At 70.7% G+C, this 22,771-nt stretch carries 18 protein-coding genes and 1 pseudogene; 10 read left to right on the forward strand and 9 right to left on the reverse strand.

Annotation, left to right across the window (positions count from 1 at the left end; all coding sequences use genetic code 11):
• A pseudogene (locus DC432_RS10820) lies at positions 1-472 on the forward strand (DNA topoisomerase IV subunit B); the annotation flags it as partial.
• A gap of 234 nt (positions 473-706) precedes the next feature.
• On the opposite strand, the gene DC432_RS10825 reads toward DC432_RS10820, so the two are convergent.
• Positions 707-3,163 carry a DNA gyrase/topoisomerase IV subunit A gene (locus DC432_RS10825; RefSeq protein ID WP_116537906.1) on the reverse strand — a complete coding sequence of 819 codons (2,457 nt, stop codon included), beginning with the start codon at positions 3,161-3,163 and terminating at the stop codon, positions 707-709.
• Between the two features lie 72 nt (positions 3,164-3,235).
• On the opposite strand from DC432_RS10825, the gene DC432_RS10830 reads away from it, so the two are divergent.
• Positions 3,236-4,363: an alkaline phosphatase family protein gene (locus tag DC432_RS10830; RefSeq protein WP_116537907.1), complete on the forward strand. Its 1,128-nt coding sequence runs from the start codon at positions 3,236-3,238 to the stop codon at positions 4,361-4,363.
• A 54-nt stretch (positions 4,364-4,417) separates the two neighbouring features.
• Here the strand turns inward: DC432_RS10830 and sepH are convergent, their stop codons facing one another.
• A complete protein-coding gene (sepH, locus tag DC432_RS10835) occupies positions 4,418-5,458 on the reverse strand; it encodes a septation protein SepH (protein WP_116537908.1) in 1,041 nt (346 codons plus the stop codon).
• A 220-nt stretch (positions 5,459-5,678) separates the two neighbouring features.
• On the opposite strand from sepH, the gene DC432_RS10840 reads away from it, so the two are divergent.
• Positions 5,679-5,972 (forward strand): DUF4193 domain-containing protein, encoded by a 294-nt coding sequence (locus tag DC432_RS10840; protein ID WP_058233180.1) that lies wholly within the window; start codon positions 5,679-5,681, stop codon positions 5,970-5,972.
• Here DC432_RS10840 and DC432_RS10845 read toward each other — a convergent pair.
• On the reverse strand, positions 5,947-6,438 hold the full coding sequence (locus DC432_RS10845; protein ID WP_116537909.1) for a DUF3093 domain-containing protein: 492 nt from the start codon (positions 6,436-6,438) through the stop codon (positions 5,947-5,949). The two genes, DC432_RS10840 and DC432_RS10845, sit on opposite strands and share 26 nt — an antisense overlap.
• Before the next feature lie 12 nt (positions 6,439-6,450).
• On the opposite strand from DC432_RS10845, the gene dut reads away from it, so the two are divergent.
• The 5 genes from dut to dxs all read left to right on the forward strand — a co-directional run bounded on the left by dut (position 6,451) and on the right by dxs (position 13,408).
• A complete protein-coding gene (gene dut / locus DC432_RS10850) occupies positions 6,451-6,906 on the forward strand; it encodes a dUTP diphosphatase (RefSeq protein ID WP_181373550.1) in 456 nt (151 codons plus the stop codon).
• Complete coding sequence (locus DC432_RS10855; protein WP_116537910.1) at positions 6,903-7,532, forward strand: DUF3710 domain-containing protein; 630 nt, start codon at positions 6,903-6,905, stop codon at positions 7,530-7,532. The genes dut and DC432_RS10855 overlap by 4 nt, the downstream gene beginning before the upstream one ends.
• Positions 7,529-8,284 carry a DUF3159 domain-containing protein gene (locus DC432_RS10860; protein ID WP_116537911.1) on the forward strand — a complete coding sequence of 252 codons (756 nt, stop codon included), beginning with the start codon at positions 7,529-7,531 and terminating at the stop codon, positions 8,282-8,284. The genes DC432_RS10855 and DC432_RS10860 overlap by 4 nt, the downstream gene beginning before the upstream one ends.
• 133 nt (positions 8,285-8,417) lie before the next feature.
• Positions 8,418-11,258 carry an aconitate hydratase AcnA gene (acnA, locus tag DC432_RS10865; protein WP_108318995.1) on the forward strand — a complete coding sequence of 947 codons (2,841 nt, stop codon included), beginning with the start codon at positions 8,418-8,420 and terminating at the stop codon, positions 11,256-11,258.
• Between the two features lie 200 nt (positions 11,259-11,458).
• Positions 11,459-13,408 carry a 1-deoxy-D-xylulose-5-phosphate synthase gene (gene dxs / locus DC432_RS10870; protein ID WP_116537912.1) on the forward strand — a complete coding sequence of 650 codons (1,950 nt, stop codon included), beginning with the start codon at positions 11,459-11,461 and terminating at the stop codon, positions 13,406-13,408.
• Between the two features lie 224 nt (positions 13,409-13,632).
• On the opposite strand, the gene DC432_RS10875 is transcribed toward dxs, so the two are convergent.
• The 4 genes from DC432_RS10875 to DC432_RS10890 form a co-directional block, all read right to left on the reverse strand.
• Complete coding sequence (locus tag DC432_RS10875; protein WP_116537913.1) at positions 13,633-15,771, reverse strand: 3-hydroxyacyl-CoA dehydrogenase NAD-binding domain-containing protein; 2,139 nt, start codon at positions 15,769-15,771, stop codon at positions 13,633-13,635.
• The gene (locus DC432_RS10880; RefSeq protein ID WP_116537914.1) at positions 15,768-16,976 is read right to left on the reverse strand and encodes a thiolase family protein; all 1,209 of its coding nucleotides are present in this window, start codon (positions 16,974-16,976) and stop codon (positions 15,768-15,770) included. The genes DC432_RS10875 and DC432_RS10880 overlap by 4 nt, the downstream gene beginning before the upstream one ends.
• A gap of 71 nt (positions 16,977-17,047) precedes the next feature.
• The gene (locus DC432_RS10885) at positions 17,048-18,244 is read right to left on the reverse strand and encodes a ribonuclease D (protein WP_116537915.1); all 1,197 of its coding nucleotides are present in this window, start codon (positions 18,242-18,244) and stop codon (positions 17,048-17,050) included.
• Complete coding sequence (locus tag DC432_RS10890; RefSeq protein ID WP_116537937.1) at positions 18,237-18,827, reverse strand: DUF3000 domain-containing protein; 591 nt, start codon at positions 18,825-18,827, stop codon at positions 18,237-18,239. The genes DC432_RS10885 and DC432_RS10890 overlap by 8 nt, the downstream gene beginning before the upstream one ends.
• 25 nt (positions 18,828-18,852) lie before the next feature.
• On the opposite strand from DC432_RS10890, the gene DC432_RS10895 reads away from it, so the two are divergent.
• Positions 18,853-20,058, forward strand: a complete 1,206-nt coding sequence (locus DC432_RS10895) for an alpha/beta hydrolase family protein (RefSeq protein ID WP_116537916.1) — start codon at positions 18,853-18,855, stop codon at positions 20,056-20,058.
• 43 nt (positions 20,059-20,101) lie between these two features.
• Here the strand turns inward: DC432_RS10895 and DC432_RS10900 are convergent, their stop codons facing one another.
• Positions 20,102-20,542, reverse strand: a complete 441-nt coding sequence (locus tag DC432_RS10900; protein ID WP_207770806.1) for a SufE family protein — start codon at positions 20,540-20,542, stop codon at positions 20,102-20,104.
• Positions 20,543-20,585: 43 nt separating this feature from the next.
• A complete protein-coding gene (locus tag DC432_RS10905; protein ID WP_116537918.1) occupies positions 20,586-21,488 on the reverse strand; it encodes a sulfurtransferase in 903 nt (300 codons plus the stop codon).
• A gap of 118 nt (positions 21,489-21,606) precedes the next feature.
• On the opposite strand from DC432_RS10905, the gene zapE reads away from it, so the two are divergent.
• The gene (zapE, locus tag DC432_RS10910; protein ID WP_116537919.1) at positions 21,607-22,644 is read left to right on the forward strand and encodes a cell division protein ZapE; all 1,038 of its coding nucleotides are present in this window, start codon (positions 21,607-21,609) and stop codon (positions 22,642-22,644) included.
• Positions 22,645-22,771 lie beyond the last annotated feature (127 nt).

Here is a 22,771-nt window from a genome sequence, read left to right on the forward strand (position 1 = left end):
CGGCAAGATCATCCTGATGAGCGACGCCGACGTCGACGGCGCGCACATCCGGACGCTGCTGCTCACGCTGTTCTTCCGGTATATGCGCCCGCTGGTCGAAGAGGGCCGTGTCTTCGCCGCGGTACCGCCCCTGCACCGCGTGATCGTGATGAATCCCGGTTCGAAGCCGAACGAGACCGTCTACACCTACAGCGAGCAAGAGCTGCACCAGCTGCTGACCAGGCTCAAGCGGTCCAACAAGCGGTGGCAGGAGCCCGTGCAGCGGTACAAGGGGCTGGGCGAGATGGATGCCGACCAGCTCGCCACCACGACCATGGACCGCGCCGGGCGCATGCTGCGCCGTGTGCGGGTGCAGGACATGGAGGCCGCGGCATCCGTGTTCGATCTGCTGATGGGCAGTGACGTCGCTCCGCGCCGCGAGTTCATCATCGACTCGAGCGACCGGCTCGCGCGCGAGCGCATCGACGTCTGACCCGACCGCGCCTCGTCCGTCGCGGCCGCGCCGCGTCGGAGCACAACCACGGGCCCGCGCCTTGCCCGCCGCGGTCGGCCCGCGGCACGCGCCCGAGCACAACCGCGGGCCCCTGCCCCGACACGCCGTCGGGCGGGTCACGTCGGACGGCGTGTCCGCCACGACTCCCGCCGTTGTGCACGGGCGGGAACGGCTGGGCAGGCTCGAGGAAGAGCCCCGGCCCGGCCCCCGGGGTCAGCGGACGACGGTCCCGACCGCGGCGACCACGGCGTCGAGGGGCTGACCCGACGCGTCGCGCTTCGCGCCCGCCTCGGGCAGGGTGCGCACCGAACCGTCCGATCCCACGGCCCGCGGTTCGGTGCCGACCCAGGCGAGCGTCAGGGCATCCTCTCCGCGCAGCAGACGCTGCGCGCGCACGCCGCCGGTCGCCCGCCCCTTGGCGGGGAACTCGGTGAAGGCCGAGACCTTGGCCGATCCGGCGTCGGTTCCGGGCAGCGCCGCGGACGACCCCGCCACCGTGACCACCACCGCGTCGAAGGCCGAGGCCCCGACGACCGCGAACGCGATCACCCGCGCGCCGTCCGAGAGGCGGATGCCGGCCATGCCGCCCGCCGAGCGCCCCTGCGGCCGCACCGACGACGCGTCGAACCGCAGCAGCTGGGCGTCGCTCGCGACGAACACGAGCTCCGCGTTGTCGCCGGCGGGGGCCGCGCCCACCACCCGGTCGCCGTCGCGCAGCGAGATGATCTCGATCTCGTCCTTGGCGCCCAGCTCCGTGGCGGCGACGCGCTTGACGACGCCCTGCTCGGTACCGAGCGCGATCGTCGGCGCATCGACCAGCGGGACGATCGCCACGACCTTCTCGCCCTTCGCGAGCGCGAGGTACTGCTCGACCTTGGTGCCCGCCGCCACCTGCACGGAGTTCGCCGGCACCGAGGGCAGGTCGACGGGCGAGAAGCGGACGAGCCGCCCGGCGGAGGTGACCGCGCCGATGTCGCCGCGCGTGGTGGTGTCGACGCTCGAGAGGATCGCATCGTGCTTGGACCGGCGGGCGGGCGGGACGACTCCACCGCCCGGCGCGTCGGCGATCAGTTCGGCGCGCACCATGCGGCCGGTCGCCGACAGGTACACGCGGCACGGGGCGTCGGCGATCCGCAGATCGGCGGCGGCGGCCGCCTTGGCCGACCGCGGCTGCACCGGACCACCGTTCAGCAGCAGCGTGCGCCGGGGCGTGCCGTACGCCTCGGCCGCGGCATCCAGTTCCCGCGCCACCTGCTGGCGCAGGAGCGTCTCGCTGCCGAGGAGCTCGACCAGTTGCGCGATCTCGGCGTTCAACTGGTCGCGCTCGGCCTCGAGCTCGATCCGCGAGAACTTCGTCAGCCGGCGCAGTCGCAGCTCGAGGATGTACTCGGCCTGAGGGTGCGAGAGGTCGAACACCTCCTGCAGCTTGGTGCGCGCCTGCTCCCCGTCGTCCGAGGAGCGGATGACCTGGATGACCTCGTCGATGTCGAGGATCGCGATGAGCAGCCCCTCGACGAGGTGCAGGCGCTCGCGCTTGCGCGCCAGGCGGTACTCGCTGCGTCGCGTGACCACGCGCAGGCGGTGGTCGACGTACACCCGCAGCATGTCGCGCAGACCGAGGGTCTGCGGCTGACCGTCGACGAGGGCGACGTTGTTGATGCCGAACGAGTCCTCGAGCGGGGTGAGGCGATACAGCTGCTCGAGGACGGCCTTGGCGTCGAAGCCGGTCTTGATGCCGACGACCAGGCGCAGGCCGTTGTTGCGGTCGGTCAGGTCGGTGACGTCGGCGATGCCGGTCAGCTTCTTGGCCTGGACGGCGTCCTTGATCTTCTCGATGACGCGCTCGGGACCGACGAGGTAGGGCAGCTCGGTGATGACGATGCCGGTTCGACGCGGTCCGAGGGACTCGATCGACGCTTTCGCGCGGGTGCGGAACGTCCCGCGCCCGTTGGTGTAGGCGTCCTTGATGCCGTCGAGGCCGACGATGATGCCGCCCGAGGGCAGATCGGGGCCCGGGACGAACTCCATCAGTTCGTCGACGGTGGCATCCGGATTCTGCAGCAGGTGCGTGGCCGCGGCGACCACCTCGATGAGGTTGTGCGGCGCCATGTTGGTCGCCATGCCGACCGCGATACCCGTCGCGCCGTTGACGAGCAGGTTCGGGAAGGCCGCCGGCAGGACCTCGGGCTGCTGGAACTGTCCGTCGTAGTTGGGGATGAAGTCGACGACGTCCTCGTCGAGGTTCTCGGTCAGCGCGAGCGCGGGCGGCGCGAGACGCGCTTCGGTGTAGCGCGGGGCGGCGGGACCGTCGTCGAGCGAACCGAAGTTGCCGTGCCCGTCGATCAGCGGCACGCGCAGCGAGAAGTACTGCGCGAGCCGGACGAGCGCGTCGTAGATGGGAGCGTCACCGTGGGGGTGGAGCTTTCCCATCACTTCGCCGACGACGCGGGCGCTCTTGACGTGCCCGCGGTCGGGGCGCAGGCCCATCTCGGCCATCTGGTACAGGATGCGCCGCTGCACGGGCTTGAGACCGTCGCGCGCGTCGGGCAGGGCGCGCGAGTAGATCACGGAGTACGCGTACTCGAGGAAGGACCCCTGCATCTCCGTCGAGACATCGACGTCTTCGATGCGTTCGACGGTCGCGGGGGAGGAGGAACGGGAATCGGGCATGGGATGCGGCCTCGGGTCGGGCGGGCGTCCGCGAACGGACGGGGTCGGGAGCCGTGTGGAAGACTTGCTCCGATGTCACTCAGCCTACCGGCGGACCCGCCGCGCTCCCGGAGCCTCACCGACGTGATGGCGCAGACGATCGCCGCGGTGACGGGCCGATCGGACTGGTTCGCGCCCGCCGAGAGCGCGATCGTCTTCCTGGTCGACGGGCTCGGCGCGCACAATCTCGCGGCGCGCCGCGGTCACGCGCGGTTCCTCGGTGCGGTCGGCGGCCGACGCGACGTCGCGCGCACGGTGTTCCCCTCGACGACGGCGGCAGCGCTCACGAGCCTGCTCACCGGCGCCGACCCCGGCACCCACGGCATCGCCGGGTACCGCGTCCGCGTCCCGGGCACCGACACCGCGCCGAACCAGTTGCACGGTTGGGAGACCGACGGCCTCGACCCGCACACGTGGCAGCGCCGGACGCCCCTCTTCGCCGCGCACGCGGCATCCGGGCGGGACGCCTTCGTCGTGTCGCGGCCCGGCTACACCGGCACCGGGTTCACCGAGGCGACCCTGCGCGGGGCGCGCTTCCACCCTTCGGACGACCTCGACGAGCGCGTGGCCCTCGCCGCCGATCTCGCCGCACGTCACCCCGGCTCGATCACCTATCTGTACGCGCCCGAGCTCGACACGGCCGGTCACCGCGACGGATGGGAGTCCGACCGCTGGACCGACGCGCTGGAGCGGGTGGATGCCGCCGCCCGCCGCCTCGCGGGGCTGCTCTCGGCGCGCACGGGCGTCATCGTCACGGCCGATCACGGAATGGTCGACGTGCCCGCGCACAAGCACGTGCTGCTCCGCGACGGCGACGCGCTGCTCGAGGACGTCACGCTGCTCGGCGGTGAACCCCGCATGCTGCACGTGTACACGGCGGAGGGGCGGATGGATGCCGTGGCCCGCCGCTGGGCCCAGAGCGAGGCCGCGCGCGCCTGGGTGCTGACGCGCGACGAGGCCGTCGCCGCCGGGCTCTTCGGCGACGTCGACGCCGACGTCCTGCCGCGCATCGGCGACGTCGTGGTCGCCGCGCGCGGACGCTTCGCCTATTACGACGACCGCGAGTCCGACAAGCGCCCCCAGCGCATGGTCGGGCAGCACGGGTCGCTCACGGACGAGGAGCGCACCGTTCCGCTGCTGCGCCTCGGCGCCTTCGCCTGACGTAGGTCGGGCCGACGGCATCCCGTCGCCCCGACTCGGTGAGGCCGAGGGGCCTCAGCTCTCGTCGGACCGGGCCCCGAAGACGATCTCGTCCCACGAGGGCATGGACGGCCGCCCCTTGGCGCGTCGCGCGGGGTCGGATGCCGGGCGCTCCGCCTCGGGCGCCGGTTCGGCGCGTTCCTCGGGACGGGCGGGCTCGGGGCGGGCGGGCTCGGGGGCCGGCTCGAACAGGGAGACCGGGGCGCTGGAGGGGCGCGGCTCGGGCTCGGCCTCGACACCGGGCAGGGGCTCGCGCTGACCACGCCGACGACGCAGCGCCTCGAGCAGGTCGGCGGTCTCGGACGACGTCACCGGGGCATCGGGCGCGCGCTTGATCGCCGCCGCCTGCACGGCCGCGGCGACGGGCCCGGTCGCCTCGACGCCGGGTTCGTCGTCGATATCGAGACGACGCGGGCCGAAGGCGCCGCTGTCGAAGCGGGAGTCGTCCTTCGGCACGCTGTCCAGGGCGCGCAGTCGCGGGATCAGTCCCTCGGGCAGCGAGCCCTGGCGGGAGAGCTGGATCGCGTCGGCGTTCTGGGGCGACAGCGTGCTGCGCCGGGGCTCGAAGCCCCACCGGGCGTCGTGCTCGATCCCGTTGGCGGTGAACTCGAGCTTGACCATCCAGCCCGTGCTCTCCTTCCAGCTCGTCCACCGCTCGGCGGACGCGCCGGCCTCGGCGAGCTTGGCGCGCACGGCGGCGCCGAAGGTGATCGGAGCGTCGTGCTCGAGGGTGCCGCCCAGCAGGACGGGGACCGCCAGCGCCTGACCGACGACGTGCTCGCGCTCGGCGAGGACGGGCGGCTCGAAGCGCTGGACGTCTTCGACGCGCGCGTTCAGCAGCGTCGCCACCTCGCGGGCCGAGAGTCCGGCGCGGATGTGCGCCTGGATCTCGCGCGGGCTGGGACGCGGGGCGCGGTCGTCGTCTTCGCGGTCCCGACGGGCGCGCCGCGCTTCCGCGCGCAACACCTCGTCGAGCGGAAGGGCGAAGCGTTCGCCCGCCTGAGTCGCCACGACGAGGACGTCATCCTCGGTTCCGATGACTTTGAGCTGTTCCATGCGAAACACCCCTCCGATCTGCGGTCAGCGCCCATGCTGACATGCGCGCCGCCCGGTTGCGGGAATATCGCGGGCGCGCCGCGAGTTTCCGCTCTGGCTCGACACGCACGCGAGCGCACGAGCATTTGCTTATCGCAGACGTGTCATGCAAACTATGCCCGCCCGATCGGGAACCCGACCGGCACAGCACCACGAAATCCGGAAGTAGAGACCTGCACGCATGGCAACCGATTACGACGCACCGCGCAAGACCGAGGACGACAGCGAGTCGATCGAGGCCCTCAAGGAGCGCGTGCCCGACAAGGCGTCGGGGTCGATCGACAACGAGGATGCCGACAACCCCTCGGGCTTTGAACTGCCCGGCGCCGACCTCTCCGACATCGAGCTCGATGTCGTCGTCCTGCCCGCCCAGGAGGACGAGTTCACCTGCATGAGCTGCTTCCTCGTGAAGCACCGCTCTCAGATCGCGGAAGAGAGCGGCCCCGGCTTCATCTGCCTGGAGTGCGCAGCCTGACCTGAGCGCGCTGGATCGCCGCGATGAGGCGATCCGGCGTGCGGGTGGACACCACCCAGTACGGGGTCGGGTCGTCGGGATCGGTCACGGGAACCGTGACGATGCCGTCGATCCCGCCCCGGATGACATGCCAGGCCCGGTGGTCGAGACCACTCCCACGGGCCGTGCGGGCCTCTTCGGCGACGACCCCCGAGGGGACGCCCAGCAGATCCACGGGGATGTGCGCCCGCCCGGCGCGCAGTTCTCCACCGCTCACCTCGACCACGGGCGCCAGCGCGAGCAGCGCGGCCACGATGCCCACCGACACGATCAGCCCGATGAAGAGGGCCAGGGTCGTGTCGAGGGGCGAGAAGACGACGGCGGCCATCGGGCCGCACACGGCGGCGGCGACCAGCGCCCACAGCGACGGGCTGAGACGCTCGCGGTACTCGACTGCGGTGCGGATGCCGCACCCCCTCTTCTGCATTACCCTCGTGGGGTGACCGAAACGGTGGACGTCCTCATTGTCGCATCCGAGCCCCCGGTCTTCGCCCACCCCGGCGACGCCGGAGCCGACCTGACCTCCGCCGAAGCGCTGAGGCTCGAACCCGGCCGCCGCGCCCTCGTCTCGACGGGGGTGCGCATCGCACTGCCCGAGGGGTACGCGGCCTTCGTGGTCCCGCGCAGCGGCCTGGCCGCCAAGCACGGCATCACCATCGTCAACTCCCCGGGGACCATCGACGCCGGCTACCGCGGCGAGATCAAGGTGGCCCTGCTCAACACCGACCTCGACGAGGCATACGACATCGCGGTCGGAGACCGCATCGCCCAGCTCATCGTGATGCCCGTCCCGCCCGTGCGCTTCGTCCCCGTCGACGACCTTCCCGACAGCGTGCGCGGCGACGGCGGCTTCGGATCGAGCGGATACCAGACCCTGCAAGGGAGCACCCGATGACCGACGACGCGTCGCAGACCACACCCGAGGACGAGCAGACCGCCCTCGAGCCCGCACCCCCCGCCAAGAGCGCTCCGGCCGATCGCGACAGCGCCGGCCCGTTCGACGAAGCCGAGGCCAACCCGGTGCGCCCCTACATCGACCTCGGCGGCATCAAGATCCTGCCGCGCGAGGGGCTGAACCTGCGCCTCGAGGTCGAGGAGCAGACCAAGCGCATCGTCGCCGTCGGTCTGGACTACGCCGAATCGACCCTGCAGGTGCAGCCGTTCGCGGCGCCGCGCTCGAGCGGCCTGTGGGAAGAGACGCGCGAGCAGATCCGCCAGCAGGTCAAGCAGCAGGGCGGCCGCGTCGAAGAGCGCGAGGGCCCCCTGGGGCCGGAGCTCCTGGCCGAGGTCCCCGTAGCGGGCGCGGACGGCGCCGGAAAGCGTCTCGCGCGCTTCGTCGGGGTCGACGGCCCCCGGTGGTTCCTGCGCGGCGTCGTGGGGGGCGCCGCCACGAGCGACATCGAGGCGGCGGCGGCCGTCGAAGACCTCTTCCGCTCGATCGTCGTCGTCCGAGGAACGTCGCCGATGCCGCCGCGCGACCTGATTCCTCTCCGGATGCCGTCGACCCCCGGCACGGCATGAGCGACGACTCCGCCCGCCCCGCGCGCGACGGGGACCGCGTGCCGCTCGAACCGCCGTCCGCGGCCGACACGCTCGGCGCCGCCCTCGGCGGTGCCGCCCGGCGCGCGGGCCTCGACCCCGCGGCGCATGCGACGACCGGCGCCGCGGTGTGGTCGGCGATGGGCGGGTGGCGCGGCATCCTCGAATCCGTCCTGCCGTCACTGGCCTTCGTGGTGCTGTTCACCGTCACGATCGACCCCGAGACACGGCAGGGCAACCTGTGGGTGAGCCTGGGCGTCTCGGTCGGCCTGGCGGTCGTCTTCACCCTCGCGCGCCTGATCGCCAAGTCGCCCCCGAGCGCCGCGATCGGCGGCTTGCTCGCGACGGCCGGCGCCGCCGCCCTCGCGCTGCTGACCGGCCGCGGGCAGGACAACTTCGTGCTGGGCTTCTTCACCAACGGCGCCTACGGCACGGCGTTCCTGGTGAGCGCGCTCGTCGGCTGGCCGCTCATCGGCCTGGCCGCCGGATACCTGATGGGGGAGGGCACCCGCTGGCGCGCCGACCGGCGCAAGAAGCGCGCCTACACGTGGCTCTCGGTCGCGTGGGCCGCGTTGTTCGCCGCGCGGCTGATCGTGCAGCTGCCGCTGTACTTCGCGGGTGACGTCACGGCGCTCGGCACGCTGAAGATCGTGATGGGGCTGCCCCTGTTCGCGCCGATGCTCGCCGTGACGTGGCTCGTCGTGCGATCTCTCTCACCTCGCCGAGAGTCCTGATATTATCTTGACATCAAGATAAATCCGTCCCCCCGGAACGGTTAGGTCGGCCTTGCTGGTGCCGATCGCACGGCCCGGGGAAGATGGGAAATGCGGGCTGACGCCTGCGCATTCGCCGACGAAGGAGACGATCGTGTCCACGGTTGACAGCTTCGGTGCCAAGAGCACCCTGACGGTCGGCAGCACCGACTACGAGATCTTCCGGATCGACACGGTCGCCGGTTACGAGAAGCTTCCCTTCAGCTTGAAGGTGCTGCTCGAGAACCTCCTGCGCACGGAGGACGGCGCCAACGTCACCAAGGAGCAGATCCAGGCTCTCGGCTCGTGGGTCCCCACGGCCGACCCCGACACCGAGATCCAGTTCACGCCGGCGCGCGTGGTCATGCAGGACTTCACCGGTGTGCCCTGCATCGTCGACCTCGCCACCATGCGCGAGGCCGTCACCGCCCTCGGCGGCGACCCCAACAAGATCAACCCGCTCTCGCCTGCCGAGATGGTCATCGACCACTCGGTCATCGCCGACCTGTTCGGCAGCGAGAACGCCCTCGAGCGCAACGTCGAGATCGAGTACGAGCGCAACGGCGAGCGGTACCAGTTCCTGCGCTGGGGCCAGACGGCCTTCGACGACTTCAAGGTCGTGCCCCCGGGAACCGGCATCGTGCACCAGGTCAACATCGAGCACCTCGCCAAGGTCGTCTACGACCGCTCGGTCGACGGCGTCCTGCGCGCCTACCCCGACACCTGCGTCGGCACCGACTCGCACACCACGATGGTCAACGGCCTGGGTGTACTGGGCTGGGGCGTCGGCGGCATCGAGGCCGAGGCCGCGATGCTCGGTCAGCCCGTGTCGATGCTGATCCCGCGCGTGGTCGGCTTCAAGCTCAGCGGCGAGATCCCCGCCGGCGTGACCGCGACCGACGTCGTCCTCACCATCACCGACATGCTGCGCCAGCACGGCGTGGTCGGCAAGTTCGTCGAGTTCTACGGCGAGGGCGTCGCCTCGGTGCCGCTGGCCAACCGCGCCACCATCGGCAACATGAGCCCCGAGTTCGGCTCGACGGCCGCGATGTTCCCCATCGACGACGTCACGCTCGACTACCTGCGCCTGACCGGTCGCGACGAGCAGACCGTCGCCCTCGTCGAGGCCTACGCCAAGGAGCAGAAGCTCTGGCACGACCCGGCGCGCGAGCTCGTCTTCAGCGAGTACATGGAGCTCGACCTCTCGACGGTCGTCCCCTCGATCGCCGGCCCGAAGCGCCCGCAGGACCGCATCCTGCTGTCCGAGGCCAAGTCGCAGTTCGAGAAGGACATCCTCAACTACGCGGCCGTGTCGACCACCGACTCGGTCGTCGACCTCGAGGTCGACGGCACCTTCCCGGCATCCGACCCCGGCGCCGTCCCCGGCGAAGAGAGCGAAGACGTCACCGAGAGCGACGTCCTCATCTCGTCCGGCCACCCGGTCAACGCCTCCAAGCCGGTCAAGGTCACCACGCCCGACGGGCAGTCGTACCTGCTCGACAACGGTGCGGTCACCCTCGCGGCCATCACCTCGTGCACGAACACCTCGAACCCCTCGGTCATGATCGCGGCGGGCCTGCTCGCCAAGAACGCCGTCGACAAGGGCCTCAAGCGCAAGCCGTGGGTCAAGACGACGCTCGGACCCGGCTCGAAGGTGGTCACGGACTACTACGAGAAGTCCGGTCTCGACAAGGCGCTCGAGGGCCTCGACTTCTACACCGTCGGCTACGGCTGCACGATCTGCATCGGCAACTCCGGCCCCCTCATCGAGGAGGTCTCCGAGGCGATCAACGAGAACGACCTGGCCGTGTCGGCCGTCCTCTCGGGCAACCGCAACTTCGAGGGTCGCATCAGCCCCGACGTCAAGATGAACTACCTGGCATCCCCGCCCCTGGTGGTCGCCTACGCGCTGGCCGGTTCGATGAACTTCGACTTCGAGACCGACGCCCTGGGCAAGGACCAGAACGGCGACGACGTCTTCCTCAAGGACATCTGGCCGGCCCCCGACCAGGTGCAGACGATCATCGACGCGTCGATCTCGCGCGAGCAGTTCATCCAGCAGTACGCCACCGTCTTCGAGGGCGACGAGCGCTGGAAGAACCTGCCCACGCCGACCGGCCCCGTCTTCGACTGGGATGCCGACTCCACCTACGTGCGCAAGGCGCCCTACTTCGACGGCATGTCGATGGAGCCCTCGCCGGTCACCGACATCACCGGTGCGCGCGTCATGGCGACGCTGGGCGACTCGGTGACCACCGACCACATCAGCCCGGCCGGCAACATCAAGGCGGGCACCCCCGCCGCGCAGTACCTGACCGAGCACGGCGTCGCGCAGAAGGACTTCAACTCGTACGGCTCGCGCCGTGGCAACCACGAGGTGATGATCCGCGGCACGTTCGCGAACATCCGTCTGAAGAACGAGCTCACCGCTGCGGTCAACGACGGCACGGTCGTCGAGGGCGGTTACACCCGCGACTTCACCCAGGAGGGCGGCCCGCAGTCGTACATCTTCGACGCGAGCCAGAACTACCAGGCGCAGGGCACCCCGCTGGTCATCTTCGGCGGCAAGGAGTACGGCTCGGGCTCGTCGCGTGACTGGGCGGCCAAGGGCACCAACCTGCTGGGCGTCAAGGCGGTCATCACCGAGAGCTTCGAGCGCATCCACCGCTCGAACCTCATCGGCATGGGCGTCGTGCCTCTGCAGTTCCCGGCCGGCGAGAGCTGGAAGTCCCTGGGCCTCGACGGCACCGAGATCGTCTCGATCGAGGGCCTCGAGCAGCTGAACGAGGGCGTCACGCCCAAGACGGTGAAGGTCACGGCCGAGCCCAGCGACTTCTCGCCCGCGGGCAAGCAGACCGTGACGTTCGACGCCGTGGTCCGCATCGACACCCCCGGTGAGGCCGACTACTACCGCAACGGCGGCATCCTGCAGTACGTGCTGCGTTCGCTGGTCTGATCCCGCTGACCGATGTGCCCCGGAAGCCCCGCGCTTCCGGGGCACATCGGCGTTACGGCGACCGCTCGCGCCGGCTGTCCACCCCGCCGCGCGCGCACGGGACGGCGCTGAACGCAAGCCGTTGCCGGGCCCCTCAGGCCCCCGGAGACTAGAATCGACCCGTACGCGCGACACCGCGCGCACCCCACGAGAGGAGTCGCATGGCTCTCCTGCCCGGCATCCGCGGACCCCGCGATCTCGATGCCCTCACGCCCGACGAACTGCGTCAACTGGCCACCGAGGTCCGGTCGTTCCTCGTCGAGAACGTCGCCCGGACGGGCGGTCACCTCGGTCCCAACCTCGGCGTCGTCGAGCTGACGATCGCCCTGCACCGGGTGTTCGACTCGCCCGCCGACCCCATCATCTTCGACACCGGTCACCAGTCCTACGTGCACAAGATGCTCACCGGCCGCCAGGACTTCTCGAAGCTGCGCTCGCGCGGCGGTCTGGCGGGCTACCCGCAGCGGTCCGAGAGCGAGCACGACGTGGTCGAGTCCTCGCACGCCTCCAGCTCGCTGAGCTGGGCGGACGGCGTCTCGCGCGCCTTCAGCCGCACCGGGCGCCGCGACCGTCACGTCGTCGCCGTCGTCGGCGACGGTGCGCTCACCGGCGGCATGACGTGGGAGGCGCTGAACAACATCAGCGACGACAACGACCGCAACCTGGTCATCGTCGTCAACGACAACGGTCGTTCCTATGCTCCGACCATCGGCGGCATGGCACGCTACCTCAACCGTGTCCGCACGAACGAGGCGTACCGCACGCTGCACCGCGGCTCCGACACCCTCTTCCGCCGCCTCGGTCCCGCCGCGCGTGCGGTGTACCGCGGCGTCCGCGGCGGCACCCACGGCTTCCTCTCGCGCTTCACGAACAACGAGGCGCTCTACAGCAACCTCGACATCAAGTACCTCGGCCCCATCGACGGTCACGACTTCGAATCGCTCATCGAGACGCTCGAGCTCGCCAAGTCGTACGGGGCACCGGTCATCGTGCACGCCATCACCGACAAGGGCAGCGGCTACGCCCCGGCGATGAGCGACGAGGCCGACCAGTTCCACGCCGTCGGCAAGATCGACCCGATCACGGGCGAGGCGCTCGGCTCGGGCGGCGGCACCCAGTGGACCGACGTGTTCGCCGACGAGCTCGTCGCGGTCGGATCCGAGCGCGACGACATCATCGCGATGACCGCGGCGATGCTGCGCCCCACCGGTCTGCAGAAGTTCTCGGAGCGCTTCCCCGAGCGCGTGTACGACGTCGGCATCGCCGAGCAGCACGCGGTGACCTCGGCCGCGGGACTCGCCTTCGGCGGGTTGCACCCCGTCGTCGCGATCTACGCGACGTTCATGAACCGCGCCTTCGATCAGGTCATGATGGATGTCGGCCTGCACAAGGCCGGTGTCACCTTCGTCCTCGACCGCGCGGGGGTCACCGGGCCCGACGGTCCCAGCCACCACGGCATCTGGGACCTTGCGATGCTGCAGCTCGTCCCCGGCATCCGCATCGCCGCGCCCCGCGACGCCGCGCGTCTGCGCGAGGTGTTCCGCGAGGCGACGGCGGTCGAGGACGCACCCACGGTCGTCCGCTACCCCAAGGGCACGGTGAACGACGACGTCGAGGCGATCGAGCGCCTCGACGACGGAGTCGATGTCCTCGCGCGCGGGGCGGGCGAAGACGTCCTGCTGGTCGGCATCGGACCGATGGTGCACCTCGCGATGGAGGTCGCCGAGCGTCTCGAGGCCCAGGGCATCGGCGCGACGGTCATCGATCCGCGCTGGGCGATCCCCGTGCAGCCGTCGATCGTCGACCTCGCCCGCGAGCACCGTCTGGTGATCACGATCGAGGACGGCATCCGCGTCGGCGGCGTCGGCACGCGCGTGCGACAGGTGCTGCGCGAAGCAGGGGTCGACACGGCCGTCGACGAGCTCGGCATCCCGGACGAATTCATCGACCACGCCTCGCGGGAGCAGATCCTCGAGGATGCCGGCCTCACGGCCTCCAAGATCGCCCAGGACGTGGTGGCGCAGGTGCTCGGCACGCGCATCCCCATGGCCCGGCAGACCCCCACGGGCTCGATCCCCACGATCGCCGAGTGGGAGCAGACGCGCCCGTAAGCGCCGATGCGACGCGGAACAGGCCGGGATCCCCGCATCCCGGCCTGTTCTTCGTCTGAGTGCGGTTCCTTTCTGTCACGAGGACAGGAGAGAGCACCCAGAACAGGAAGAGATCGCCGTAGACGCCCTGTTCTCGTCGCGCCGCCTGTTCTGGCGGCGACGAACGCCCGAGCGAACGACGACGGCGCCGCCCCGTGGGGACGACGCCGTCGTGAGAAGGACCGTCAGGCCCCGATGCCGCGGATGGGCGGGTGGTGGAATGTGTCACCGAAGGCGCGCCCCGACGCCCCCTCGCGGTCGAGGTAGGGCGAAGCCCCTCCGTCGATGAACGGCCAGCCGGCGCCGAGGATGAGGCACAGGTCGATGTCCTGCACCTCGGGCACGACGCCCTCGTCCAGCATGATCCTGATCTCCTGCGCGAGGCCGTCCTGCACACGGGCGAGGATCGTCTCGGGCGCGACCGGCGTCTTGCCCGTGACGAGCACCTTCTGAGCGGCCTTGGTCCAGCCGGTCACGCGGCCGCCCTTGTCCTTCTCGACGACCTCGGGCAGGGCCGCGAGCTCGTGGAAGTTCTCGGACGAGAAGAACCGGTCCGGGAAGGCGTGCGCCATCGTGTCCTGCACGTGCGCAGCAACTTTCCAGCCGACGAGGTCGATGAGCTGGAACGGCCCCATCGGCAGTCCGAGCGGCGCGAACGCCTTCTCGACGACCGCGATCGGCGTGCCCTCGTAGACAGCGCGTGCCGCCTCGCCCATGACCTTCGCGAGCAGGCGGTTCACGACGAAGCCGGGCGCGTCGGCGGTCAGCACCGCGTTCTTGCCGAGGCCCTTGGCCACCACGAACGCCGTCGAGAGCGCGGCGTCGGACGTGGCATCCGTCTTCACGACCTCGATGAGCGGCATGACGGCGACCGGGTTGAAGAAGTGGAAGCCCACCAGGCGCTCGGGGTTCTGCAGCACCGATCCGATCTCGGCGACCGAGAGCGACGAGGTGTTGGTCGCGAGGATCGCGTCGTCGGCGACGATCTTCTCGATCGCCGAGAAGACCTCCTGCTTGACGCCGACCTCTTCGAACACGGCCTCGATGACGAAGTCGCAGTCGGCGAACTCGGTGCGGTCGGTCGTTCCGTGCACCAGGGCGCGCAGCTGGTTCGCGGTGTCGCCGTCCAGGCGACCCTTGGCTTCGAGCTTGCCGATCTCTTCGCGAATGGATGCCACGCCCTTGTCGACGCGGCCCTGATCGAGGTCGGTGATGATCACCGGCACCCGGAGCTTTCGCACGAACAGCAGCGCGAACTGCGAGGCCATGAGGCCCGCGCCGATGACGCCGACCTTGGTGACCTTCTTCGCGAGCGCCTTGTCGGGGGCCCCGACCGGACGCTTGGCGCGCTTCTGCACCAGATCGAAGGCGTACATGGATGCCGCGAACTGGTCGCCCGTGATCAGATCGGCCAGCGCCTCGTCCTCGCGCGCGAAGCCCTCGGCCTTCGTGCCGCTCTTCGCCTTGTCGAGCAGGTCGAGAGCGACGTAGGGGGAGCGGGGGACGGTGCCGATCTTCGACTCGAGCATCGAGCGGGCGACCTTGATCGCGATCGGCCACTTGGTCAGGCGCTCGAGCTTGCCGGGCTCGTTCTTGCGCTCGACCTTCACGCGACCGGTGAGCACGCCGTCGGCCCAGCGCAGCGAGTCCTCGAGGTAACTGGCCGCCGGGAAGATGGCATCCATGATCCCGAGGTCGAACGCCTGCTGGGGCTTGAGCATGCGGTTCTGCTTGAGCGGGTTCGAGACCACGACCTCGAGCGCGTTCTCGATGCCGATGAGGTTCGGCAGCAGGTAGGCGCCGCCCCAGCCGGGGATGATGCCCATGAACACCTCGGGCAGTGCGACGGCCGCGGCCGAGGCGTCCACCGTGCGGTAGGTGGAGTTGAGGGCGATCTCGAGACCGCCGCCCAGGGCGAGGCCGTTCACGAACGCGAACGAGGGCACGCCCAGCTCGGAGAGCGAGCCGAACACCTGGTGACCGCGCTGCGCGACGAGGCGGGCGACCTCTCTCGACGGCAGCTTCGCGATGTCGGACAGGTCGGCACCGGCAGCCAGGATGTACTGCTTGCCGGTGATCGCGACGGCGTGGATCTCTCCCGCCGCCGCGCGGCGCTTCAGCGTCGCGAGCGTCTCGCCGAGCTCGGCGAGCGTCGCCGGGCCCAGCGTGTTGGGGCGCGTGTGATCGCGGCCGTTGTCGAGCGTGATGAGCGCCAGCACGTTGCCCGACGGCAGACGCACGTCGCGGACGGGGGAGTGGGTCACCACCTCGTCGCCGGTGAGGGCGTCGAGGGGACTGAAGTCGATGGATGCGTAGTCGGTCACTTGCGCTTCTTCTTTCCGTCGAAGAACGGGTTCTCCCAGATGACCGAGCCGCCCTGGCCCAGGCCCACGCACATCGCGGTGAGCCCGTAGCGCACGTCGGGCCGCTCGGCGAACTGCGCCGCCAGCTGGATCATGAGACGGACACCGGATGCCGCGAGCGGGTGTCCCAGGGCGATGGCCCCGCCCCACTGATTGACGCGCGGATCGTCGTCGGCGATGCCGAAGTGGTCCAGCAGCGAGATGACCTGGATCGCGAACGCCTCGTTCAGTTCGAACAGGCCGATGTCGTCGATCGTCAGCCCGGCCTTCTTCAGTGCCTTCTCGGTCGAGGGGATCGGACCGATGCCCATGATCTCGGGCTCGACACCGGCGAAGGCGAACGACACCATGCGCATCTTGGGCGCGAGACCGAACTCCTTCACCGCGTCCGACCCGGCGAGCAGGCTGATGGTCGCGCCATCGGTGAGCGGCGACGAGGTGCCCGCCGTGACGCGACCGTGGGGGCGGAACGGCGTCTTGAGCGTCGCGAGGCCCTCGAGGGTCGTCTCGGGGCGGCGTCCCTCGTCCTCGGTGGCGAGGCCCCAGGCGCCGTCGGCGTCCTTGACGGCCACCGGCACCAGGTCGGGCTGGATCTTGCCGGCCTCGTAGGCGGCCTGAACCTTGTGCTGACTGGCCACGCCGAAGCGATCGGCGCGCTCCTTGGTGAGGTGCGGGAACCGGTCGTGGATGCGCTCGGCCGTCACACCCATGTTGAGGGCGCCCGGGTCGACCAGACGCTCGGCGACGAACCGGGGGTTCGGGTCGACGTTGCCGCCGATGGGGTGTCGCCCCATGTGCTCGACGCCGCCGGCGAGGGCGAGGTCGTACATGCCGACGCCGATCGACGCGCCCATGGTCGTGACGCTCGTCATGGCGCCGGCGCACATGCGCTCGACCGCCAGGCCGGGCACGGTCATCGGCAGACCCGCGAGGATCGCCGCCGTCCGCCCCAGGGTCAGTCCCTGGTCACCGGTCTGCGAGGTCGCGGCGATGGCCACGTCGTCGATCCGGTCCTTCGGCACGTCGCCGTTGCGCTCCATCAACCCGATGATCGCCTTGACGACCAGGTCGTCGGCGCGGGTGTTCCAGTACATGCCCTTCTCGCCGGCGCGCCCGAAAGGGGTGCGTACTCCGTCGACGAAGAAGACGTCCGTCATCTCGGCCACTCTGCCTCCATAGTTTGGGATGCCCCCAGCCTAGGAAGACCGCCGCGGCGGACGGAATCGCTTGTCCGAACCTACGAATCCGATCCGGAGGCGTCGTCGACCTCGTTGAGGGAAGCTACAAAACTATCTGCGATCACCTGTGCGGTCTGGTCAATCTGCCAGGCGCGAGCCCCGAGCTCGGCCAGGGCGGATCCGATCGACGCCGGCGTCACCTCGGCCGGCGGCGCCCAGGCCACCCGGCGCAGGGTCTCGGGCGTCAGCAGGTTCTCGGTCGGCATCCGCAGTTCTTCGGCGCGCGCCTCGACGGCCGGCCGCGCGGCCTTGAGACGGCGGTCGGCGTCGGGGTTGCGGTCCGCCCATGCCCGGGGCGGGGGCAGCGTGTCGCTGGGCACCCGGTCGGCCGGCAGGTCCGTGGTCTCGCGGCCGGCGACGATGGCGTTCCACCATCGATCGAGCTGCGTGCGGCTCGCCCTCCCGTTGAACTCCTTGACCCCGGCCAGGGCCTGCTTGCTCGCCGGGTCGGCCAGCACCGCGGCGACCAGCGCGCGATCGGGCACCAGGCGGCCGGGAGCGACGTCCTGCTCGCGGGCGTAGTCCTCGCGGGCCTGCCAGAGCGAGCGCGCCACCGCCAGGGCGCGGCGACCGCGTACGGTGTGCAGTCCGCTCAGTCGGCGCCAGGGGTCGTCGCGGGCGGGCTTGGGCCGGCGCTCGAGCACGGACTGGAACTCCTGGCGCGCGAACTCGGTCTTGCCCTGCTCGTCGAGCTCTGACACCAGGACATCGCGGACGTCGATGAGGTGCTCGACGTCGAGGGCCGCGTACTCGAGCCACGACGCCGGGAGGGGCCGCGTGGACCAGTCGGCGGCGGAGTGCGCCTTGGCGAGGGTGATGCCGAGCGTCTGCTCGACCACCGCGCCCAGGCCGACGCGTTCATGTCCCAGCAGGCGGGAGCCCAGCTCGGTGTCGAAGATGCGCGGGGGCTCCAGGCCGCGCTCGCGCAGCGACGGCAGGTCCTGGCTCGCGGCGTGGAACACCCACTCGATGTCGCCGATCGCCTCCTGCAGCGGCGCGAAGTCCTCGATGGTCGACGGGTCGAACAGGAACACCCCGGCATCCCGACGGAACACCTGGATGAGGTACGCGCGCTGCGAGTAGCGGAACCCCGACGCCCGCTCGACGTCGACCGCGACGGGACCGCTCCCGGCGGCCAGGGTCTCGCAGGCGGCGCGGAATCCCGCGGCATCCTCGATGACGATGTACTCAACCACGCGTGGGCCTCCGGGCTCCGAACACAGCGACGCCCTCCGACCCCGGGGGGAGGCCGGCGAGCATGCAGACGAGTTCCGCCCACGCCTCGAGGTGCGGGCGGAAGGGACCGCGCGGCGACCATGACGCGCGAAGTTCGATCTGCGACCCCTCGCCCTGCGCCGCGAGGGCGCCGAAACCGGTCGACAGGGTCTTGGTGGCGGTGCCGGACTCGGAATGCCGGTCGGCGCCGCGGGAGTCGAGCGCGTCGATGAGCCACGACCACGCCACCTCAGCCAGCAACGGGTCGACGCCGATCTCGGGCTCGAGCGGTGCCTGCGCGAAGCAGACGATGCGCCATGCCCCACCCCAGGGCTCGGGCTCCTCGGGGTCGTGCAGCAGGATGAAGCGGCCCGTGCCGAAGGGCGAGTCCGTGGCGTGCTCCTCGGGCCGGACGTCACCGGCCAGGGCGAGCGAGAACGGCGCCAGACCGGCGGGCGACGGAATCTCGCGGACCACCAGATCCTCGCGGAACGTCGTGGCGCGCACCTCCTCGGCGGCACGCGCGAACGGTCCGACGGCGTCCGCCGGGCGATGGTCACTCACGGCCACAGACTAGAGTGAGGCCTCGATGAACGCTCCCAGGCGCGCCGCGGGCGCTCGCGCAACGCGACGTCGCGCGAGCGGCATCCTCGTGGCCCTCTCGACCCTCGGGTTCGCTCTCGCCGCCTCGGCCGGGGCCCTGGGTGCGGTGTCCTACCGCGTCGCCCGCACGGTGGTGCGTCCCGCCGGACGGGTGCCGGACGTGCGGATCGTCCGCGTGGACGCCGCGGCCCAGACGATCACGCTCGCGCGCACCCCCGACACCGAGCTCCCCGGGCGCTACGGGCTGTTCACGGTCGGGTCGGCGTCGTACCTGCGCCTGGGCGCGGTCGTGGCCGAGGACGACGCGACGGTCACGCGCAAGCTCCTCACCCACGTGCCCACCGACGGCGACCTGGCCGCCGAGGCCGCGTTCAGCGGCTGGTACTACGACGCCCCCGAGCAGCTGCACCTGCCGTTCCGCGACGTCGACATCGACACCGGCGTGGGCGCCTGCCCGGCGTGGGAGTTCCCGGCGTCGGGCGACACCGACGTGTGGGTGGTGCAGGTGCACGGCCGCGGGACCACGCGCGCCGAGACCCTGCGCGCCGTCCCCGTCTTCCACGCCCTCGGCATCTCGAGCCTCGTGGTGTCGTACCGCAACGACGGCGAAGCCCCGCGCAGCCCGTCGGGCACGTACGCGCTCGGCGCCACCGAGTGGCGGGACCTGGATGCCGCGATCGGCTACGCCCGCCGTCAGGGCGCGCGGCGCGTGATCGTGATGGGCTGGTCCATGGGCGGGGCGCTCGCTCTGCAGGCCGCGCTGGAGTCACCGCACGGCGACGTGATCGCCGGCCTGGTGCTGGAGTCCCCGGTGGTGGACTGGCGCACGGTCCTGTCGTTCCAGGGTCGCCTCATGCGCCTGCCCGCTCCCGTCGTGGCGCTGGCCCAGAGCACGATGGTGTCGAACTGGGGGGCCGCGGTTCTCGGCAGCGGCGAGCCGATCCCGCTCGACCGCCTCGACGGCGTGGCCCGCGCGGGGGAGCTGCGGCATCCGATCCTCGTCCTGCACAGCGACGACGACGGTTTCGTCCCCGCCGACGCCTCGCACGCGTTGGTGGCGGCGCGCCCCGACCTCGTGACGATGCAGACCTTCTCGGTGGCGCGCCACACCAAGCTGTGGAACTACGACGAGACGCGGTGGTCCGAGGCGATCCGCGACTGGGTCGAGGCCCAGGGGCTCGCGCGGTCTTGACGACGGATGCCGCGCACCGACGGCGAATCCGAGGAGGCCGACCTCAGGAGGGGCGCTTAGCGCGTACCTGACGCTTGGCGCGCATGAGCATGCCGGTCATGCCCGCGATGCGCAGGGGGCTGACCGCGCGGGTCAGACCGATGCTCTGGGGGAAGTCGTCGGGGACGGCCAGCATCTCGTCGGCCGTCAGCCCCGTGAGTCCTTGCGACAGGATGCTGGCGAAACCGCGCGTGGTCGGCGCCTCGGCGGGCGCCGTCGCGTGCATCGCGACGCGGTCGTCGTCGTCGACCGTGACGATGATGAACACCGGCGACTGGCACTCGGCGACGCGCTCGGCGAGCTCGGGGTGGTCGGCGTACTCGGCCGGCACGTCGGGGAGCTCTTGAGAGAACTCCAGCAGCAGCTGCAGCCGGTCGGGTTCGTCGAGCTCGAGGAACTCGTCGCGGATCTCGGCGAGGCGGGCGGGGAGGGCGGTGTCGGACATCTCCGTCATCCTCCCACGCCCGCGCCCGACCGGGTCGGCGGGGTCAGCGCCCCGCGACCTCGCCCGGCTCGGAGCCCGAGACGATCGGCACCCGCACCGCGCTGCCCCACTCGGTCCACGAGCCGTCGTAGTTGCGCACGTCATCGAAGCCGAGCAAGTGCTTGAGCACGAACCAGGTGTGGCTGGACCGCTCGCCGATGCGGCAATAGGCGACGATCTTGTCGCCGTCGTTCAGCCCCGCGCCGTCGCGGTAGATGGCATCCAGCTCGGCGCGCGACTTGAAACCGCCGTCCTCGGCCACGGCCTTGCCCCACGGCACGCTCTGGGCGCTCGGGATGTGGCCGGCGCGCAGCGCCCCCTCTTCGGGATAGGCCGGCGCGGTGGTGCGCTCGCCCGAGTACTCCTCGGGGGAGCGGACGTCGATCAGGGGATTGCCGAGGTGGGTGAGCACGTCGTCCTTGTACGCGCGCAGCAGGGAGTCGTCGCGCTCGACGACGGGGTAGTCGGTGGCGGCGACCTCGGTCTTGTCGGCCGTCAGCGGGCGCCCCTCGGCGATCCACTTGTCACGGCCTCCGTCGAGCAGGCGCACGTCCTCGTGACCGAACAGCGAGAAGACCCACAGCGCGTACGCGGCCCACCAGTTGTTCTTGTCGCCGTAGATCACGACGGTGTCGTCGCGCGAGATGCCCTTGCGGCTGAGCAGGGCCGCGAAACCCTCGCCGTCGACGTAGTCGCGCACGACGGGATCGTTCAGCTCGGTGTGCCAGTCCACCTTGACCGCGCCGGGGATGTGCCCGGTCTCGTACAGCAGGACGTCCTCGTCGGATTCGACCACGACCAGACCCGGTTGCCCCAGACGCTGCTGGAGCCACTCGCCGGTGACGAGCCGGCCCGGCTCGGAGTAGTCGGCGAACTTGGGGGAGGTGGTGTCGAACTCGACGGTCACGGTGTCTCCTCGGTCGGGACGGCGGATGCGGCGGCATAGGGTGGACACCGCACCTTCGACCCTAGATCCGCGGCAAGGGGCACGCACCCTCCCCGTAAGACTGCGACACAGGACGGCCATGACCTCTACGCCCGCGACGACCGGCCTCATCCACCTCACCGACCGCGTCCCCGCGGTCACGGGCGCCGAGATGGTCAGCGCCCTGGTGCCGCCGCCGCAGTTCGACGGCGCGACCTTCGAGTCGTACCGGGCGGACGACGCCTACCCCTCGCAGCAGGAGGCGAAGGAGCTGCTGCAGGCCTTCGCCGGAAAGCAGTCCGCCCCCGCGAAGAAGGGCGGCTTCTTCCGACGCGCCGAGAAGACCCCTCCGGTCAAGCCCGGCGTGTACCTCGATGGCGGCTTCGGCGTCGGAAAGACCCACCTGCTGGCCGCGATCTACCACGCCATGCCCGCGCGACGGAAGTACTTCGGCTCGTTCATCGAGTACACCGCCCTCGTCGGCGTCCTGGGCTACGCCAAGGCCGTGGAGCTGTTCCGCGGATCGGACCTGCTCTGCATCGACGAGTTCGAGCTCGACGACCCGGGCGACACGATGGTCATGACCCGCCTGCTGGGGGAGCTCGTGGCATCCGGAACCCGACTCGCCGCGACGTCGAACACCCCTCCGAACGCGCTGGGCGAGGGACGGTTCGCCGCGCAGGACTTCCTGCGCGAGATCCAGTCCATGGCCGACAGCTTCCGCACGATCCGCATCGACGGCACCGACTTCCGCCAGCGCGCCATCGACGGCGAGGCGAAGGTGCTGTCCGAGGACGACTACCAGACGGCGATGGATGCCGCCGCGGCCGGAGGAGTGGCATCCGACGATCCGTTCGCGGACCTCGTGGGCCACCTCGCGCGGGTGCACCCCTCGCGCTTCATCCGGCTCATCGACGGTGTGAGCACGATCGGACTGCGCGCCGTGCAGGTGCTGCACGACCAGTCGGCCGCGCTGCGCCTGGTCGCCTTCATCGACCGCGCCTACGATGCGCAGATCCCGATCCGCGCGACCGGAGCTCCACTGAACACCGTGTTCAGCGACGAGATGCTCGCCGGCGGGTACCGCAAGAAGTACCTGCGCGCGGTGTCGCGCCTCGTGGCGCTCACGCACTCCTGACCCGCTCTCATCACCCGCTCTCGGGTGCGCGAAACGCGATGTTTACTTCGGGGGCATCCCTGTAACGACCCTGAAACACGAGTCGAACGCCGATGGAAACCGGGGCTGTGAACACTGGGGGGACCCG

The sequence above is a fragment of the Microbacterium testaceum genome, assembly GCF_003075375.1.
GTDB lineage: Bacteria > Actinomycetota > Actinomycetes > Actinomycetales > Microbacteriaceae > Microbacterium > Microbacterium testaceum_E.